This is a genomic window from Pseudomonas sp. Root401 (assembly GCF_001425105.1).
Lineage (GTDB): Bacteria > Pseudomonadota > Gammaproteobacteria > Pseudomonadales > Pseudomonadaceae > Aquipseudomonas > Aquipseudomonas brassicacearum.
This window is the reverse complement of the sequence record NZ_LMDO01000014.1, coordinates 78,028-95,106: the sequence shown is the minus strand read 5'-3', so window position 1 is coordinate 95,106 and position 17,079 is coordinate 78,028. Positions and strand designations below refer to the sequence as shown.

General features: G+C 62.3%; 17 protein-coding genes and 1 riboswitch. Of the genes, 13 read left to right on the top strand and 4 right to left on the bottom strand.

Annotation, left to right across the window (positions count from 1 at the left end; genetic code table 11):
* Nucleotides 1-141: 141 nt before the first annotated feature.
* Together ygfZ and ASC85_RS13845 are read left to right on the top strand one after the other, a co-directional pair.
* Nucleotides 142-1,083: a CAF17-like 4Fe-4S cluster assembly/insertion protein YgfZ gene (ygfZ, locus tag ASC85_RS13850; protein ID WP_057449742.1), complete on the top strand. Its 942-nt coding sequence runs from the start codon at nt 142-144 to the stop codon at nt 1,081-1,083.
* A gap of 35 nt (nt 1,084-1,118) precedes the next feature.
* Nucleotides 1,119-1,940, top strand: a complete 822-nt coding sequence (locus tag ASC85_RS13845; protein WP_057449741.1) for an HDOD domain-containing protein — start codon at nt 1,119-1,121, stop codon at nt 1,938-1,940.
* A gap of 152 nt (nt 1,941-2,092) precedes the next feature.
* Here the strand turns inward: ASC85_RS13845 and ASC85_RS13840 are convergent, their stop codons facing one another.
* Both ASC85_RS13840 and ASC85_RS13835 read right to left on the bottom strand, forming a co-directional pair.
* Nucleotides 2,093-3,484, bottom strand: a complete 1,392-nt coding sequence (locus ASC85_RS13840; protein WP_057449740.1) for a sensor histidine kinase — start codon at nt 3,482-3,484, stop codon at nt 2,093-2,095.
* Nucleotides 3,477-4,148: a response regulator gene (locus ASC85_RS13835; RefSeq protein WP_003198779.1), complete on the bottom strand. Its 672-nt coding sequence runs from the start codon at nt 4,146-4,148 to the stop codon at nt 3,477-3,479. The genes ASC85_RS13840 and ASC85_RS13835 overlap by 8 nt, the downstream gene beginning before the upstream one ends.
* A gap of 233 nt (nt 4,149-4,381) precedes the next feature.
* On the opposite strand from ASC85_RS13835, the gene ASC85_RS13830 reads away from it, so the two are divergent.
* From ASC85_RS13830 to ASC85_RS13810, 5 genes are all read left to right on the top strand, one after another.
* Nucleotides 4,382-5,674: an OprD family porin gene (locus ASC85_RS13830; protein WP_057449739.1), complete on the top strand. Its 1,293-nt coding sequence runs from the start codon at nt 4,382-4,384 to the stop codon at nt 5,672-5,674.
* A gap of 77 nt (nt 5,675-5,751) precedes the next feature.
* Nucleotides 5,752-6,744, top strand: coding sequence for a Bug family tripartite tricarboxylate transporter substrate binding protein (locus ASC85_RS13825; RefSeq protein ID WP_057449738.1), 993 nt, complete (start codon nt 5,752-5,754; stop codon nt 6,742-6,744).
* A 55-nt stretch (nt 6,745-6,799) separates the two neighbouring features.
* A complete protein-coding gene (locus ASC85_RS13820) occupies nt 6,800-7,261 on the top strand; it encodes a tripartite tricarboxylate transporter TctB family protein (RefSeq protein WP_057449737.1) in 462 nt (153 codons plus the stop codon).
* A gap of 1 nt (nt 7,262) precedes the next feature.
* On the top strand, nt 7,263-8,777 hold the full coding sequence (locus ASC85_RS13815) for a tripartite tricarboxylate transporter permease (protein ID WP_057449736.1): 1,515 nt from the start codon (nt 7,263-7,265) through the stop codon (nt 8,775-8,777).
* A complete protein-coding gene (locus ASC85_RS13810) occupies nt 8,770-9,810 on the top strand; it encodes an AbrB family transcriptional regulator (RefSeq protein ID WP_057449735.1) in 1,041 nt (346 codons plus the stop codon). Before ASC85_RS13815 ends, ASC85_RS13810 begins: the two co-directional genes overlap by 8 nt.
* 99 nt (nt 9,811-9,909) lie before the next feature.
* Here ASC85_RS13810 and ung read toward each other — a convergent pair whose 3' ends face one another.
* Nucleotides 9,910-10,602, bottom strand: coding sequence for a uracil-DNA glycosylase (ung, locus tag ASC85_RS13805; protein WP_057449734.1), 693 nt, complete (start codon nt 10,600-10,602; stop codon nt 9,910-9,912).
* A 131-nt stretch (nt 10,603-10,733) separates the two neighbouring features.
* On the opposite strand from ung, the gene ASC85_RS13800 reads away from it, so the two are divergent.
* Nucleotides 10,734-11,846: an enoyl-CoA hydratase/isomerase family protein gene (locus ASC85_RS13800; RefSeq protein ID WP_057449733.1), complete on the top strand. Its 1,113-nt coding sequence runs from the start codon at nt 10,734-10,736 to the stop codon at nt 11,844-11,846.
* 229 nt (nt 11,847-12,075) lie between these two features.
* Here ASC85_RS13800 and ASC85_RS33105 read toward each other — a convergent pair whose 3' ends face one another.
* On the bottom strand, nt 12,076-12,489 hold the full coding sequence (locus ASC85_RS33105; RefSeq protein WP_082534378.1) for a hypothetical protein: 414 nt from the start codon (nt 12,487-12,489) through the stop codon (nt 12,076-12,078).
* Nucleotides 12,490-12,795: 306 nt separating this feature from the next.
* Nucleotides 12,796-12,897, top strand: a riboswitch (guanidine-I (ykkC/yxkD leader).
* 60 nt (nt 12,898-12,957) lie between these two features.
* Between ASC85_RS33105 and ASC85_RS13795 the strand changes: the two genes are divergently transcribed.
* From ASC85_RS13795 to ASC85_RS13775, 5 genes are read left to right on the top strand one after another with little or no spacing between them, the layout of a single operon-like run.
* The gene (locus tag ASC85_RS13795; protein ID WP_057449732.1) at nt 12,958-14,025 is read left to right on the top strand and encodes a putative urea ABC transporter substrate-binding protein; all 1,068 of its coding nucleotides are present in this window, start codon (nt 12,958-12,960) and stop codon (nt 14,023-14,025) included.
* Between the two features lie 15 nt (nt 14,026-14,040).
* The gene (locus ASC85_RS13790) at nt 14,041-14,856 is read left to right on the top strand and encodes an ABC transporter permease (protein WP_057449731.1); all 816 of its coding nucleotides are present in this window, start codon (nt 14,041-14,043) and stop codon (nt 14,854-14,856) included.
* Nucleotides 14,853-15,641, top strand: a complete 789-nt coding sequence (locus tag ASC85_RS13785; protein WP_057449730.1) for an ABC transporter ATP-binding protein — start codon at nt 14,853-14,855, stop codon at nt 15,639-15,641. Before ASC85_RS13790 ends, ASC85_RS13785 begins: the two co-directional genes overlap by 4 nt.
* A gap of 13 nt (nt 15,642-15,654) precedes the next feature.
* Nucleotides 15,655-16,380 carry an urea amidolyase associated protein UAAP1 gene (locus tag ASC85_RS13780; RefSeq protein ID WP_057449729.1) on the top strand — a complete coding sequence of 242 codons (726 nt, stop codon included), beginning with the start codon at nt 15,655-15,657 and terminating at the stop codon, nt 16,378-16,380.
* 11 nt (nt 16,381-16,391) lie between these two features.
* A complete protein-coding gene (locus ASC85_RS13775) occupies nt 16,392-17,033 on the top strand; it encodes an urea amidolyase associated protein UAAP2 (RefSeq protein ID WP_057449728.1) in 642 nt (213 codons plus the stop codon).
* Nucleotides 17,034-17,079: the final 46 nt, after the last annotated feature.

Sequence of the window (17,079 nt, the reverse complement as noted above, 5' to 3'; positions counted from 1 at the left end):
CCTCAAATAGAGCGCAAGTATACAGGCCCCGCCGCAGCGGAACAGACAGCTTTGGTCGGGCACCACCGATCCTTTGTGAACTACCCATTTCAAGGGCGCCCCCTTATGATGTCCACCAGACCTTTTACCCTGCGATGACCCATGGCTGATTCCGCTTTTTTCTGCACCCTGTCCCACGAAGGCGTCCTCGCGGTCCGCGGCGTGGATGCCAGTAAATTCCTGCAAGGCCAATTGACCTGCAACCTCGACTACCTGAGTGACAGCCGGGCCAGCCTCGGCGCCCGCTGCACCCAGAAAGGCCGGATGCAATCGAGCTTCCGCATCCTGCTCGAAGGCGACGGCGTATTGATGGCCATGGCCACCGAATTGCTCGAACCGCAACTGGCCGACCTGAAAAAATATGCCGTGTTCTCCAAATCCAAGCTCACCGACGAAAGCGCCACCTGGGTTCGCTTCGGCCTGGAAAACGCCGACAAGGCGCTGGCCGGCCTGGGCCTCGAACTGCCGAGCGACACCGACAGCGTGGCTCGCCATGAAGCCTTGATCGCCATCCGCGTATCTCCCGGTCGCGCCGAATTGTGGGCACCCGCCGAACAGGCCCAGACACTGCGAACCCGCCTGGGCGCGGAATTGGCCGAGACGGACCTGAACCCCTGGCTGCTGGGCCAGATCCGCGCCGGGATCGGCCAGGTCATGCCGGCCACCCGCGAACTGTTCATCCCACAGATGCTCAACCTGCAAGCCGTCGGCGGCGTCAGTTTCAAGAAAGGCTGCTACACCGGCCAGGAAATCGTCGCTCGCATGCAATACCTGGGCAAGCTCAAGCGACACCTGTATCGCCTGCAGTTGGACGCCAGCGAACTGCCGGAGCCCGGCACAGCACTGTTCTCCCCCACGCATGGCAGTTCCATCGGCGAAGTGGTGATTGCCGCCCGCGGCGAGGGGAACATTGAACTGCTGGCGGTATTGCAGGCCGAAGCAGCAGAAGACAACAATTTGCACCTCGGTACCTTGGAAGGCCCACGCCTTCAACTGTTGGACCTGCCTTACGAACTGGATCGCGACCGCGAAATCCAGCGCTGATCGCAGCATTTGCCGCAATACCCTAGAGAACCGAAATGAGCGATTTGGCGGATAAGGTCCAACGGGATTTGGTGCAAGCCATCGATAACGATGACTTGGTTCTGCCAACATTACCGGAAGTGGCCCTGCAGATTCGCCGGGCCGCCGAAGACCCGGAAATCAGCGTCAGCAACCTGAGCAAAGTGATCGGCCGCGATACGGCCCTCTCGGCACGCCTGATAAAGGTGGTCAACAGCCCACTGCTGCGCGCCACCCAGGAAGTCACCGACCTGCACACGGCCATCACTCGATTGGGCGTCAACTACAGCAGCAACCTGGCCATCGGCCTGGTCATGGAGCAGATTTTCCATGCCCGCTCGGAAGTGGTGGAGCTGAAGATGCGCGAAGTCTGGCGTAAGAGCCTGGAGATCGCCGGCGTCAGCTATGCGCTGTGTCGCGGCTACACCCAACTCAAGCCCGACCAGGCCGCGCTGGGTGGACTGGTGCACCAGATCGGCGTGTTGCCGATCCTGACGTATGCGCAAGACAATAATGAATTGCTGTCGGACCCGGTCAGCCTCAACCACGTCATCGAAACGATTCACCCGGTGCTGGGGGACAAACTGCTCAGCGTCTGGGAGTTTCCGGAGCGGTTGGTGAAGCTGCCGGGGCTGTATCTGGATTTCACTCGGGATTCCAAGCAAATCGATTATGTCGACCTGGTGCAGGTTGCAGCGCTGTACTGCTACAAGGACACCGACCATCCCCTGAGCAAGATTGACGTGTTCGGCGTTCCGGCCTTCAAAAAACTGGGCATCGACCCGGAGAACAAAGCCCGCTGCGCGGATATCGAAGAAGCGCGGTCGATGTTCTATTAAGCAGGTCGGACACCTACGAACTCGTAGTCAAGCCTGAATCTGTGACCTGTGGCAACAGGATTTGTGGGAGCAAAGCTTGCTCGTGAAACAGGCGCCTCGTTTTATATAAAGACCGTGTCGCCATCATCGCGTGCAGCCTTGCTCCCACAGGATCAGTCTGCGCCCGGGATAAAACTCACCCGCACCTTCAACCCGCGTTCCTGCCCATCGTGCAAGGTGATCTGCGCCAGGTGCGCACGGCAGATTTCGCCGACGATCGCCAATCCCAGCCCCGAACCGGCCACTTGCTGGTTGCGTCGATAGAAGCGCTCGAACACCCGGTCCCGCTCGTGCAGCGGAATGCCGGGGCCATCGTCTTCGACTTCCAGCACGGCTGGCGCAGAAACCCGCAGGATTACATTACCGCCCGATGGGGTATGGGCCAGGGCGTTGTCCACCAGGTTGCTCAACAACTCGTTCAACAAGGTCGGCTCGCCCCGCAGCCACACCGGCTCGTCGGCTTCCAGGGCCAGCGCCACCCCTCGGGCATGGGCCAGCGGGGCCATGGCCATGCCCAATTCACGGGCCAACTGACTGAGATCAAGCAACTGCGCGCCACCCTCGGCAATGGCCCGGGCGCCGTTTTCCACACGCGCCAAGGACAGCAGTTGGTTAGCCAGGTGGGTTAGCCGGTCAGTGCCCTGGGCCGCGATTTCCAGGGTTTCACGCCAGGTCGCCGGTTCACTGGCACGCAAGCCCAGCTCAAGACGCGCCTTGAGCGCGGCCAAGGGCGTGCGCAGTTCATGGGCGGCATCGGCGATGAACTGCGCCTGACGCTCGAATTGCCCGCGCAGACGCTCGGTGAAATGGTTGAGGGCCCGCACCAGCGGCCATAATTCGTGCTGCACTTCCACCAGCGGCAACGGCCGCAGATCGTCCGACTGGCGCTCCTCCACCGCCGTGCGCAAGCGCTCCAGCGGGCGCAACGCCGCGCTGACTGCAAACCACACCAACAGCAGCGCGCCCACGGCCAGCATGCCCAGGCGCAACAGCGTGTCGGCCATCAGCCCGCGGGCCATGCTGACCCGCGCCTCTTCAGTCTCCGCTACACGAATTTCCGCCATGCCGTTCATGTTCGGCTCGCTCACGGCCTTGAGCAGGCTCACCACCCGCACGTTCTGGCCCTGGTACTGGGCGTTATAGAAGCGCGCCAGGGCTGGGTAATCGTCCGTGCGCGGCGTGCCGGGCGGCGGACCGGGGAGGTTTTCGTAGCCGGAAATCAGCTTCTTGTCGATGTCATTGACCTGGTAATAAATACGTCCGGCGCTGTCGTAGGCGAAAGTATCCAGGGCCACGTAGGGCACATCCGCGCTGAGGCTGCCGTCACGCGCCGAAAGGCCTGCGGCGATGGTCCGGGCCGAGGCCAGCAGGGTCCGGTCGTAGGCGGTGTCGGCAGCCTCGCGACCGTTCCAGTAGGCGCTCAAGCCGCTGGCGAGCATCAATACCACCAGCAGCAGCGCGAGGTTGCGAAGCAGCCGCCAGCGCAGGCTGTCGGGCTTATGCATTACGATTTTCCAGCAGGTAGCCCAGGCCGCGGAACGTCACGATCGCCACCGCATGACCATCGAGCTTCTTGCGCAAGCGATGGACGTAGATTTCGATGGCGTCGGGGCTGGCCTCCTCGTCCAGGCCGAACACTTGGGCCGCCAGTTGCTCCTTGCTCATCACCCGCCCCGGCCGGGCAATCAACGCCTCCAGCACGGCTTGCTCGCGGGACGTCAGGGTCAACAGTTCATCGTCGAGGGTAAAGCGACGGGTGTCCAGGTCATAGACCAGCCCGCCACAACGTTGCTGGCGTTCGCCGCCCAGCACGCTACGGCGCAACAGGGCCTTGACCCGGGCCTCCAGCTCAGTGAGCTCGAATGGCTTGGCCAGGTAATCGTCGGCGCCGAGGTTCAGGCCATGGACGCGGTCCTTGACGTCACTGCGAGCGGTCAGCATCAGCACCGGCAAGGTTTTGCCACGGGCCCGCAGACGCGCCAGCACCTCGAAACCGTCCATGCGCGGCAGCCCGACATCCAGGACCGCCACGGCGTATTCCTCGCTGCTCAAGGCCAGGTCGGCCGCGACGCCGTCGTGCAACACGTCCACGGTCAAACCGGTGCTCTTGAGCGCTTGGGCAACGCTTTCGGCGAGCTGCAGATGGTCTTCGACGAGCAGGACACGCATGGGGTATTCCTCGATTCAGGGATGGCCGACGCCATTCTTTGACGCGGAGTTTACAGCCGCGTCCGCCACTGTGAAGGCAAAAAACACGCTGAAAGCTTTTGAAAGGTTAGCGAAAGGTTGGGCCGTTAGAGTCCTCCCACGGACAGTTTCGACTGCCGTCGCGACGCACATCGCGAACGAAAAACGCCTCGAAGCGTTTTCGCCAAATAAGAACAATAAAGCGGAGTACCACCATGCTGTCCATGCAGCCCCAGGCCCCAGCGCCTGCTCGCCTTTCCCGCTTCAACCAGACCGCCCTGGCCAGTGCCGCCGCCCTCGCTGGATTTTCGCCGATGAGCCAGGCTGCCTTCATCGAAGACAGTACGGCAACCTTCGAAACCCGCAACATGTATTTCAACCGCGACTTTCGCGACGGCACCAGCGCGCAGCAATCCAAACGCGACGAATGGGCCCAGGGGTTCATGCTCAACCTGCAATCGGGCTATACCGAAGGCACCGTGGGATTTGGCATCGATGCATTGGGGATGCTCGGGGTCAAGCTCGACTCCAGCCCGGACCGTACCGGCTCCGGCCTGTTACCCACCCACGATGACGGTCGCGCCGCTGACGAATACTCCAAGCTGGGCCTGACCGGCAAGGTGAAGATCTCCGCCACCGAACTGAAAATCGGCAGCCTGATTCCAGAACTGCCGATCCTCAAGCCCAACGACGGGCGCATCCTGCCGCAGACCTTCGAAGGCGGCTTGTTGACCTCCAACGAAATCAAGAACCTGACCTTCACCGGCGGTCGCTTGAACAACGCCAAGGATCGCAACGACACCAACTACGAGGACATCGCCCTCAACAACAAGAACGGCCGCTTCACCGGCAGCGTGGCCGGCGAACACTTCAATTTTGGCGGCCTTGACTACAAGTTCACCGACAAGATCACCGGCCGTTATCACTTCGCCCAGCTCAGCGAAGTCTACAACCAGCACTTCCTCGGTCTGGTCTCCTCCCATGCCATCGGCCCCGGTACGTTCAGCACCGACCTGCGCCTGGCGATCAGTGATGACCAGGGCGCGGCCCGCGGCGGCCAGATCGACAACAAGTCCCTCAATGGCTTGGTGAGCTACGCTTTGAGCGGCCACAAGATCAGCGCCGGTTACCAGCACATGTCCGGTGACAGTGCCTTCCCTTATGTCGATGGCAGTGACCCGTACCTGGTGAACTTCGTGCAGATCAACGATTTCGCCGAAGCCGACGAGCGTTCCTGGCAGGCGCGCTACGACTATGACTTCGGCAAGCTGGGGATCCCGGGGCTGAGCTTCATGAGTCGCTACGTGAGCGGCGACAACATCTCGCTGCGCAATGGCGACAGCGGCAAGGAATGGGAACGCAACAGCGAGATCAAGTACGTGGTGCAAAGCGGCACGTTCAAGGACGTTGCCGTACGCCTGCGCAACGCGACCTATCGTTCCAATTATTCAGCCCGCGATGCCGATGAAATGCGTCTGCTGGTCAGCTATAGCGTCGCGCTCTGGTAACCGAAGGCTGCCGGGTCCGCGAGGATCCGGCAGCACCCAATTGGCAACACACAACAACAACTCCTGTGGAGACAATAATGAACCTATCACTGCGTAAAGTAGCCCTGGCCGCCGGATGCCTCATGTTCGCCGGGCAGTTGCTCGCCGCTGATCCATCCAAAGAGCCCAAACGCCCCGAATGCATCGCTCCGGCGGCACCGGGCGGCGGTTTCGACCTGACGTGCAAACTGGCGCAAAGCGCGCTGGTGAACCAGAAACTGCTGACCAAACCCATGCGGGTGACCTACATGCCCGGCGGTGTCGGCGCGGTGGCCTACAACGCAGTGGTCGCCCAACGTCCAGCCGACGGCGGTACGCTGGTCGCCTGGTCCAGCGGTTCGCTGTTGAACCTGGCGCAAGGCAAGTTCGGTCGTTTCGATGAAAACGCCGTGCGCTGGCTCGCGGCCGTTGGTACCAGCTACGGCGCCATCGCGGTGAAGAGCGATTCGCCCTACAAGAACCTCGACGACCTGGTACAGGCCCTGAAGAAAGATCCAGGCTCGGTGGTGATCGGCTCCGGCGGCACCGTCGGCAGCCAGGACTGGATGCAAACCGCCCTGATCGCCAAGGCTGCCGGCATCGACCCGCGCAAACTGCGCTACGTGGCACTCGAAGGCGGCGGTGAAATCGCCACTGCCTTGCTCGGCGGTCATATTCAGGTCGGCAGTACGGACATTTCCGACTCCATGCCGCACATCCAGAGTGGTGACATGCGTCTGTTGGCGGTGTTCTCCGATAAACGCCTGGACGAGCCGGAAATGAAAGACATCCCGACCGCTCGCGAACAAGGCTACGACATCCTCTGGCCAGTGGTCCGTGGCTTCTACCTCGGGCCGAAGGTCAGCGATGAAGACTACGCCTGGTGGAAAGACGCTTTCGACAAACTGCTGGCTTCCGAAGAGTTCGCCAAGCTGCGCGACCAGCGCGAGCTGTTCCCGTTTGCCATGACCGGCCCGGAACTGGATGCCTATGTGAAGAAACAAGTGGCTGATTACAAGGTGCTGGCCAAAGAGTTCGGCCTGATCCAGTAACCGTCTCTGTTCTCGCGGCGGCGCCGGCACTGCCGGCGTCGCCCAGGAGTTAGTCATGCTCACCATCCAACGTATTTTTGCCGCAGTGCTGCTGCTGGTCTGTATCGGCCTGGCGCTGATGGCCTGGCCCTATCAGGCCGCCTTTTCCTACGAACCGGTCGGCCCTCGCGCCTTTCCCCTGCTGATCCTGGGGCTGATGGGCCTGGCGCTGCTGTACATGCTGTTTCGGCCCACGCCCGTCGTGCACAGCGACGAAGACCCGCACCTGGACCGCGAGACCTTGCAGAAAATCGGTATCTGCGTGGTGCTGCTGCTGGTCTTCGCCGGGACCTTCGAACCCCTGGGCTTCATCCTTGCCAGCATCCTGATCGGCGTGCCGATGGCGCGCCTGTATGGCGGTCGCTGGGTGCCGAGCGTGGTGATCATCAGCCTGATGGCCATCGGTCTTTATCTGTTGTTCGACAAGCTGATGGACGTGCCGCTGCCCCTGGGCCTGCTCGACGTCCTGGAGAATTGATATGGATACCCTGAATTATCTCGGCCAGGGTTTTGGCGTTGCACTGACCCCCTACAACCTTGTCACGGCACTGACCGGCACCCTGATCGGCACCGTGGTCGGCCTGCTGCCGGGCCTGGGCCCGATCAACGGCGTGGCGCTGCTGATCCCGATTGCCTTTGCCCTGGGGCTGCCGCCGGAATCGGCGCTGATCCTGCTGGCGGCGGTGTACCTGGGTTGCGAATACGGCGGACGCATCAGCTCGATCCTGCTCAACATCCCGGGTGAAGCCTCCACCGTGATGACCACCCTCGACGGCTACCCGATGGCCCGCCAAGGCCTGGCCGGCGTGGCGTTGTCGCTGTCGGCGTGGAGTTCGTTCATCGGCGCGTTCATCGCCACCTGCGGCATGGTGTTGTTCGCGCCCTTGCTGGCCAAATGGGCGATTGCCTTCGGGCCGGCGGAATATTTCGTCCTGATGGTGTTCGCCATTGTCTGCCTCGGCGGCATGGCCGGCGACCGGCCGCTCAAGACGTTTATCGCGGCGCTGATCGGCCTGTTCCTGTCTTGCGTCGGGATCGATGCCAACAGCGGCGTCTATCGCTTCACCGGTGACAACATCCATCTGACCGACGGCATCCAGTTCGTCGTGCTGGTGCTGGGCCTGTTCTCTATCAGCGAAATCCTGTTGCTGCTGGAAAAAACCCATCGCGGCCAGGAGGCAGTGAAAGCTACCGGGCGGATGATGTTCAACTTCAAGGAAGCGGCATCGGTGTTCTGGGTGAACATCCGCTGCGGCGTACTGGGTTTCATCATGGGCGTATTGCCTGGCGCGGGCGCGACCCTGGCCAGTGCCGTGGCCTACATGACTGAAAAACGCATCGCTGGCACCAGTGGCACGTTCGGCCAAGGCGACAAGCGTGGCCTCGCGGCGCCGGAAACCGCTATCGGCGGCGCAGCCTGCGGCGCGTTGGTGCCGATGCTGACCCTCGGCGTTCCCGGCTCGGGCACCACCGCAGTGATGATCGGCGCGCTGTCGCTGTACAACATCACTCCTGGCCCCCTGCTGTTCCAGCAACAACCGGACATCGTCTGGGGCCTGATCGCGTCGTTGTTCGTCGCCAACGTCATGCTGGTGATCCTCAACATCCCGATGATCCGCATCTTCACCCGGATCCTGGCCGTGCCGAACTGGGCGCTGGTGCCGGTCATCGCGATCATCACCGGGATCGGTGTCTATGCGGTGCATGCCACCACGTTCGACCTGTTCCTGATGATCGGTATCGGCATCTTCGGTTACATCCTGCGCAAGTTGGATTTCCCGCTGTCGCCGGTGCTGCTGGGCTTCATCCTCGGTGGCCTGATGGAGCAGAACCTGCGGCGTGCGCTGTCGATTTCCAACGGTGCGCTGGAAATCCTCTGGTCGAGCCCGATCACCTTCGGCTGCTGGATCCTGACAGCGATCATGCTGTTCATGCCACTGGTACGGATCTGGCGTCGCCGCGCCGCACAACGTCGCGCCCTGGCCAATGTCTGAGGCGATATTCAGACAATGGTGGGGAACACCGCTGGTCGGCCTGGCCGGCGGTTACCTGGCCAGCCTGATCGGCTGGCCCTTGCCCTGGATGGTCGGCTCGTTGCTGGCGATCATCCTGGTGCGCTGTCTTACGCCGTGGCAGTTGATGGAAATCCCCGGCGGCCGTAAATGCGGCCAATGGGTGGTGGGCATCGGCATCGGCCTGCACTTCACCCCGGTGGTGATGGAGCAGGTCCTGGGCCACTTCGGCCTGATCTTCTTCGGCGCGCTGATCACCAGCGTGTCCAGCGTGGTGAGTGTCTGGCTGATGCGTCGCACCGGCGAGGACCGCGCTACGGCTTTCTTCTCGAGCATGCCGGGCGGTTCCGGCGAAATGGTCAACCTCGGCGCCCGCAACGGCGCGGACCTCAGTCGTGTTGCGGCGGGCCAGAGCCTGCGGGTGCTGGTGGTGGTGCTGTGCGTGCCGGCGGCCTTCAAGTACCTGTTGGGCGAAGGCGCACCGCTGCAACACGCCACGACAGTGGACTGGCTGTGGCTGGCGATGCTGTTCCCGGCGGGCGCCCTGCTCGCTTGGGTCTGGGAGCGCTTGCGCCAACCCAATCCCTGGTTGTTCGGGCCATTGCTGGTCAGTGCGGCGGTGAGCGTCGGTTGGGACCTGCACATCGGCCTGCCCAATGGCGCCAGCCAGGTCGGTCAATGGTTGATCGGCAGCGGATTGGGTTGTCATTTCAACCGGCAGTTCTTTCGCCGGGCGCCATCGTTCATGGGGCGTACCCTGATCGGCACGGTGTTGACGATGCTGATCGCCACCCTGGCGGCCTTGGGCCTGAGCACCCTGACCCAGCTGGACCTGCGTTCACTGACCCTGGGCATGATGCCCGGCGGCATCGCGGAAATGAGCCTGACGGCCGAGACGTTGCAACTGTCGGTGCCCTTGGTGACGGCGTTGCAGGTGATGCGGTTGTTGTTCGTGCTGTTTCTGGCGGAGCCGTTGTTCAGGTATTGGATGCGCAGGCCAGATTCGGACTTGTAGACCGAGTTGCCTTCATCGCGAGCAGGCTCGCTCCCACAAGAGGTGTGTGACCTTATGTGGGAGCGAGCCTGCTCGCGAAGGGGCCGTCCGATTAGCGCATCAAACCGGCGGCAATCGCCAATCAATGGGCGCCTCGCCATGTTGCTCGAGGAACTTGTTGGCCCGACTGAAATGCCCGCACCCCAGAAAACCCCGATAAGCCGACAACGGCGACGGGTGGACCGAGGTCAACACCAAATGCTTGGTGGCGTCGATCAGCTTCTGCTTGCCCTGGGCATGGGCGCCCCATAGCAGGAAGACCAGGTTCGGCTGGTGTTCGCTGACCACTTCGATGACCCGGTCGGTGAAATGCTGCCAGCCCTTGCCTGCGTGGGCGTTGGCGTTGGCACGCTCCACGGTCATGGTGGTGTTGAGCAGCAACACGCCCTGCTCGGCCCAGCTTTGCAGGTAACCGTGATTCGGGATGTCGATGTTCAGGTCGCGCTTCAATTCCTTGAAGATGTTTACCAGCGACGGCGGCGCTGGCACACCCGGCTGTACCGAGAAGCACAAGCCATGGGCCTGGCCCGGGCCGTGGTACGGGTCCTGGCCGAGGATCACCACCTTGACCTTATCCAGCGGCGTGGAATTGAGGGCATTGAAAATCAGCGGTGCCGGTGGATAAATCTCCTTGCCGGCGGCGTATTCCTGACGCAGGAATTCGCGCAACTCTGCCATGTAGGGCTGGTCGAACTCGGCACGCAGTGCCTGCTTCCAGCTCGGTTCGAGTTTGATACGGTCGTCGGCAGTCATGGTTGCATCCGGTAAAAACAATGGGCGCACCCTAGGAAAGCCGACATGGCTTGTCAATTGATCTGACGCAGAACCAGCACTTTCCTGCGTAGCGGTCATACTGATTATTCAAATTTCTGATCGAGGTCACGATGAATCTGCACTTCGAAGAGCTCACCGGCATAGACGGTGCCCGTATCGGCATCGCCACCCTGGACGCCGAAAAATCCCTGAACGCCTTGTCCCTGCCGATGATCAACGCCTTGCGTGAACGTCTCGATGCCTGGGCCCGGGAGCCGCAGGTCGTTTGTGTGTTATTGCGCGGCAATGGCGCCAAGGCATTTTGCGCCGGCGGTGAAGTGCGCAGCCTGGTGGAAGCCTGCCGTGCCCATCCCGGCGAAGTGCCGCCGCTGGCTGCACAATTCTTCGCGGCGGAATACCGCTTGGACTTCAACCTGCACACCTACCCCAAACCCCTGCTGTGTTGGGGCCATGGTTATGTACTGGGCGGCGGCATGGGGCTGCTGCAAGGCGCCAGTACCCGCATCGTCACACCAAGCAGTCGCCTGGCAATGCCGGAGATCAGCATCGGCCTGTACCCGGACGTCGGCGCCAGTTGGTTCCTGTCGCGCCTGCCCGGCAAGCTCGGCCTGTTTCTCGGCCTGACCGGCGCCCACATGAATGCCCGGGACGCCATCGACCTGGGCCTGGCCGACCGTTTTTTGCTGGATGAACAACAGGACGACCTGATCGAAGGCCTGCTGCAACTCAATTGGCAGGAACAGACCGAGATGCAGCTCAACAGCCTGCTCAAGGCCCTGCAACAGGAAGCGGTCGGCCAAATGCCCGAAGCCCAATGGCTGCCACGTCGGCAGAAAATCGATGAATGGCTGGATGTCAGCGATGTGCGATGTGCCTGGAAAGCCCTCAGCCTGCTGGTGGACCACTCGGACCCGCTGATCGCCCGCGCCGCCAAGACCATGACCGAAGGTTCGCCCTTGACCGCTTATCTGGTCTGGGAACAGATCGCCCGTGCCCGGCATTTGTCCTTGGCCGGCGTGTTCCGGATGGAATACACCTTGAGCCTCAACTGCTGCCGCCATCCGGAATTCAGCGAAGGCGTGCGCGCGCGGCTGATCGACAAGGACCACAAGCCCCGTTGGCACTGGCCGGACATCAACCATGTGCCCGAAGCGGCGGTCGAGGCGCACTTTCACAAGGCGTGGGAGGGGCGGCATCCGTTGGCGGACTTGTCCAACGAATAAAGAACCTGAGTGATACCCTGTGAGAGTGACATCTGTGAGATGTGACATTCTGTGAGAGTGACATCTGTGGGAGCAAAGCTTGCTCGCGATAGCGGTATGCCAGTCACAGAGAGGCTGACTGATCCCCTGTCATCGCGAGCAAGCTTTGCTCCCACAAGCCTTATCCCATCGGGGTTATTGCAGACATAAAAAAGCGGCGCTTGATGCGCCGCCTTTTTCTGCCCTGGGATCAGCGGTGGTTGCGTCGTCCATCGTGATCGCCGCGTCCACGATCATAATCACCGCGTCCACGATGATCACGCCCGCCTCGACCACGTCGGTCATCATTCCAGCCGCCCCGGCTATGGCCGTCCCAGCCACCCCGATTCGGATAAGACCGATACGCCGCTCGCGGTGGCGAGTAGTAGCGTGGGCCTTGTTGGTAGTAACGCGGTGCCGAGTAATAGCGCGGCGCCGGTTGGTAATACCGCGGGGCGTAATAGCCACGCGGAGCCGAATAATAACTCCCGCCACCACTGTAATAGACCGGCGCCGGTGAGGTGTAGACCTCGGAACGATAGTAGCTCGAGTCTCCGTCGTAATAAGGCACGCATGCCGAAAGAGTCAAACCGAGAAAAGCAATGAGCAGCAGTCGTCGATACATGGCGGCCTCCTGGACCGCGAATGGGCCACATCAGCGACGCTGATGGGCGGCAGTCATCTATTGGGTGACTGACGATTAATCTGACAGCGAAATCGAGATCTGGTGCGCTCCAGCAATAAGTTGAAACATGTAGCTCTTTGCCTCATGCCGGTGCGCAGCGGCACCACAATTGCGCACCCCGCCAGTCCCCAGCCACCGATTTGCGGCACCCGCCCTCTCTGGGCCGGGCCTTGACCCCAGTTGGCACGGCTCTCGCTTTAACAAACTCCGTGCAGGAGTCATCACAGGTTCGCGGCACCACAATTTGCAATGGCTGACTAGGGTTCCGGCTCGCTTCTGGCGAGTGGCTGGTCCGAGAGTTGGCGACCTCCAGTTGAGGTTACACGGCGGGACAAAAGCCCGGGAGACAAGCCACCGTTCGCGGTGCCGCGTTGCTCCTGTCCGCCCTTGATCAACTGGAGAATTACCATGCTCAAGCTTCGTCTGTCCGCCCTGCTCCTCGCCGCCCTCTCGGCCCTCGCGAGCGTCTCATCCGCCGCCGCCCAAAAAGACCGCTTCAGCGTCTGCTGGACCATTTACGCCGGTTGGATGCCCTGGGAATACGCCGGTAGCCAAGGCATCGTCGATAAATGGGCGAAAAAATACGGCATCAAGATCGATGTCGTGCAGCTCAACGATTACGTCGAATCCATCAACCAGTACACCGCCGGTCAGTTCGACGGCTGCACCATGACCAACATGGACGCCCTGACCATTCCCGCCGCCGGTGGCGTGGACAGCACCGCGCTGATCGTCAGCGACTTCTCCAACGGCAACGACGGCATCGTCCTCAAGGGCGAAGGCAAGAAAGTCGCCGACCTCAAGGGCATGGACGTCAATCTGGTGGAACTGTCGGTGTCCCATTACCTGCTGGCCCGTGCCCTGGATTCGGTTGGTCTCGCCGAGAAAGACTTGAAAGTCGTCAACACCTCCGACGCCGACATCTCTGCCGCCTTCAACACCGACCAGGTCAAGGCCGTCACCACCTGGAACCCGATGCTGTCGGACATCAAGGCCCAGCCAGGCGTGAGCGAAGTGTTCAACTCCAGCCAGGTTCCCGGCGAGATCATGGACATGATGGTGGTCAACACCCAGACCCTCCAGGACAACCCCGCCCTGGGCAAAGCGTTGACCGGCGCCTGGTTCGAAGTGGTGGCGCTGATGAACGCAAAAAACGCCGCGAGCAAGACGGCGCTGGAACACATGGCGAAAGCCTCGGGCACCGACCTGGCCGGCTTCCAGGCGCAACTGGACACCACCAAGCTGTTCGCCACGCCCAAGGAAGCCCTGGGCTTCGCCACCAGCGAACAACTGCCCGCGACCATGGGCAAGGTGGCCGAGTTTTCGTTCCAGCACGGCTTGCTGGGCGAAGGCGCCAAGAGCACCGACGCGGTCGGCATGACGTTCGCCAATGGCGTGACCCGCGGCGACAAGGCCAACCTCAAGCTGCGCTTTGACCCGACCTACGTACAGCTGGCCGCCGACGCCAAGCTGTAAACCGGAGGACCTGGCATGCGCCTGATCAACCGCTACCCGGATCGTCCCAGCCGCTTGTTGCTGGTGATCCTGCCATTCGCGCTGGTGTTGTTCGCCTACTTCATGGGCTCGGCCGAACGGTTGACGGACAACCCCAACGACAAGCTCCTGCCCAGCGCCGTGCAGATGGCCGATGCGGTGAAACGCCTGGCCTTCACCGCCGATGCCCGCAGCGGCGAATACCTGCTCTGGCAAGACACCGCGTCGAGCCTGCGTCGGTTGGCCATCGGCCTGGGCATCAGCGCCCTGGCCGGGTTATGCCTGGGCATAGCCGCCGGTACGCTGCCACTGTTTGGCGCACCGTTATCACCGTTGCTCACCGTGGTATCGATGGTGCCGCCGCTGGCCATCCTGCCGATCCTGTTCATCGTCTTCGGCCTGGGCGAACTGTCGAAAGTGATGCTGATCGTGATTGGCATCACACCGTGCCTGGCGCGCGACCTGGAACAGCGCGCCCGGGAAATTCCGCCCGAGCTGCTGATCAAGGCGCAGACCCTCGGCGCCTCGACCTGGACCCTGCTGCTGCGGGTGGTGCTGCCGCAACTGCTGCCGCGCCTGTTGATTTCCCTGCGGCTGATGCTCGGTTCGGCCTGGCTGTTCCTGATCGCCGCTGAAGCCATCGCCTCCACCGATGGGCTGGGCTATCGGATTTTCCTGGTGCGTCGTTACCTGGCGATGGACGTGATCTTGCCATACGTGGTGTGGATCACCCTGCTCGCCTGGCTGATGGATTGGGGCCTCAAGCGCCTGACCCGGCAAGCGTTCCCCTGGTACGAGGGGGCGAAGGCATGAGCTTCATTACGGTGAACAACGTCTGGCAACAGTATGCCGACCAGGTGGTACTGGAGCGTTTGAACCTGAGCGTCTCCGAGGGTGAGTTCTGCACGTTGGTGGGCGCCTCGGGTTGTGGCAAGTCGACCTTCCTGCGCCTGCTGCTGGGCCAGGAACGCGCCAGCCGCGGACAGATTCTCCTGGATGGCGAACCCTTGGCCGGCGAGCCGGATGCCAGCCGGGGCGTGGTGTTCCAGCGCTATTCGGTGTTCCCGCACCTGAGCGTGCTGGACAACGTGGCCCTGGGCCTGGAGTTGCCGCGCTCGCCACTGCTGGGCCGCCTGTTTGGCAGCGCCAAGCGCAAGGCCCGCGAAGACGCCGCGCAACTGCTGGACAAGGTCGGCCTCGGCCATGCGCTGGATAAATACCCGGCGCAACTGTCCGGGGGCATGCAACAGCGGCTGGCGATCGCCCAGGCACTGATCATGAAGCCGCGTGTCCTGCTGCTGGACGAGCCCTTCGGCGCCCTCGACCCGGGTATTCGCAAAGACATGCACGCCCTGTTGCTTGAGCTGTGGCGCGAAACCCGGCTGACGGTGTTCATGGTCACCCATGACCTGTCCGAAGGTTTCAGCCTCGGCACACGCCTGCTGGTGTTCGACAAGGTCCGCAGCGACCCGCACGCCCCCGGCGCCTATGGCGCCCGCATCACCTACGACATTCCATTGAACAGCGACCGCCGCACCGCCCGTGCCGCCGTCGACGCCCTGCCCGCCGAACTGGCCGGCACGTTGCGTATCGCTTGAAAGGAGTTTTCCCATGACCGACTCGACCCAATTGTTTACACCCTTCGCCGAAGAACTGCTGCCCGGCGGCGGCCACCGTTCCTTCGTGCTCAAGCGCGGCCAACTGCTGCGCCTGACCGACCTGCGCGGCGGGGCCAACGTGAGCCTGACGCTGCTCAACGCCAACGAAAAAACCGAACGTCTGAACCTGCCCGACAGCCTCAAATGCCAACACACCGCCAAGCTCACCGCCGGCCATTGCCTCTACTCCGACATGGGCCGGGTGCTGGCGGCCATCACCGCCGATACCTGCGGCTGGAGCGACAGCCTCGGCGGCGTGCTCTGCGCTGAGGAAGTCGCTGAAAAATACGGTCAGGGCCGTTACCAGGAATTGCGCAACGGCTTCTTTCGCAACGGCACCGACAACCTGCTGGTGGAGCTGGGCAAATGGGGCCTGGGCCTGTCCGACCTGCTGATGACCCTCAACCTGTTCAGCCGGGTCGATGTCGATGAGGGCGGAGGTTTTCACTTCGTTGAAGGCAACTCCCGGGCCGGCGACTACATCGAGCTGTACGCGCCGATGGACACCCTGGTGGTGCTGACCGCGCTGCAGCACCCGATGGACCCGAACCCGCAATACGCCCCGCAACCGCTCAAGCTCAGTTGGATGAACGCTGACGCCAGCGTCGCCGAGCACTGTCGCCATTCGCGCCCGGAAAACCAGCGCGGCTTCATCAACACCGACCGCCTGTTCGCCTGAGGATCGTCGCCATGTCACTCGCCATCGCCACCGCACCCAAGCAAGCCGATACCGCCGTCTACCGCGCCACGATTCCCGCCGGGGAACCGTGGCTGACAGAGGTCAAGGCCGGCCAGACCCTGCGCATCCTCGACCTGGAAGGCAACCAGGCGGTCGACACGTTGTTCTACAGCCTGGCCAACCCCAAGGAACGCTACGACGTGCAACGCACCCTGCGCCGGCAGAACAGCGTCTACCTGAGCACCGGCAGCGTGCTGTATTCCAACCTCGGCCACCCGATGCTGACCATCGTCGAAGACACTTGCGGGCGCCACGACACCCTCGGCGGTGCCTGCGCCCAGGAGAGCAACACCGTGCGCTACGCCCTGGAAAAACGCTACATGCACAGCTGCCGCGACAACTACCTGCGGGCCTGCGCCCACGACGGTCGGCTGGGCAAGGGCGACATCGGGCCGAACATCAACTTCTTCATGAACGTGCCGGTCACCGCCGATGGCGGCCTGACCTTCGAAGACGGGATCTCGGCACCAGGGAAATACGTCGACCTGCGGGCCGAGATGGACGTGATCGTGTTGATCTCCAACTGCCCGCAACTGAACAACCCGTGCAACGCCTACAACCCCACGCCAGCGGAGCTCTTGATATGGAACTGAAACTCACCCGCCTGCGCCGCTGGTTGTTTGTGTTGTGCCAGAGCCG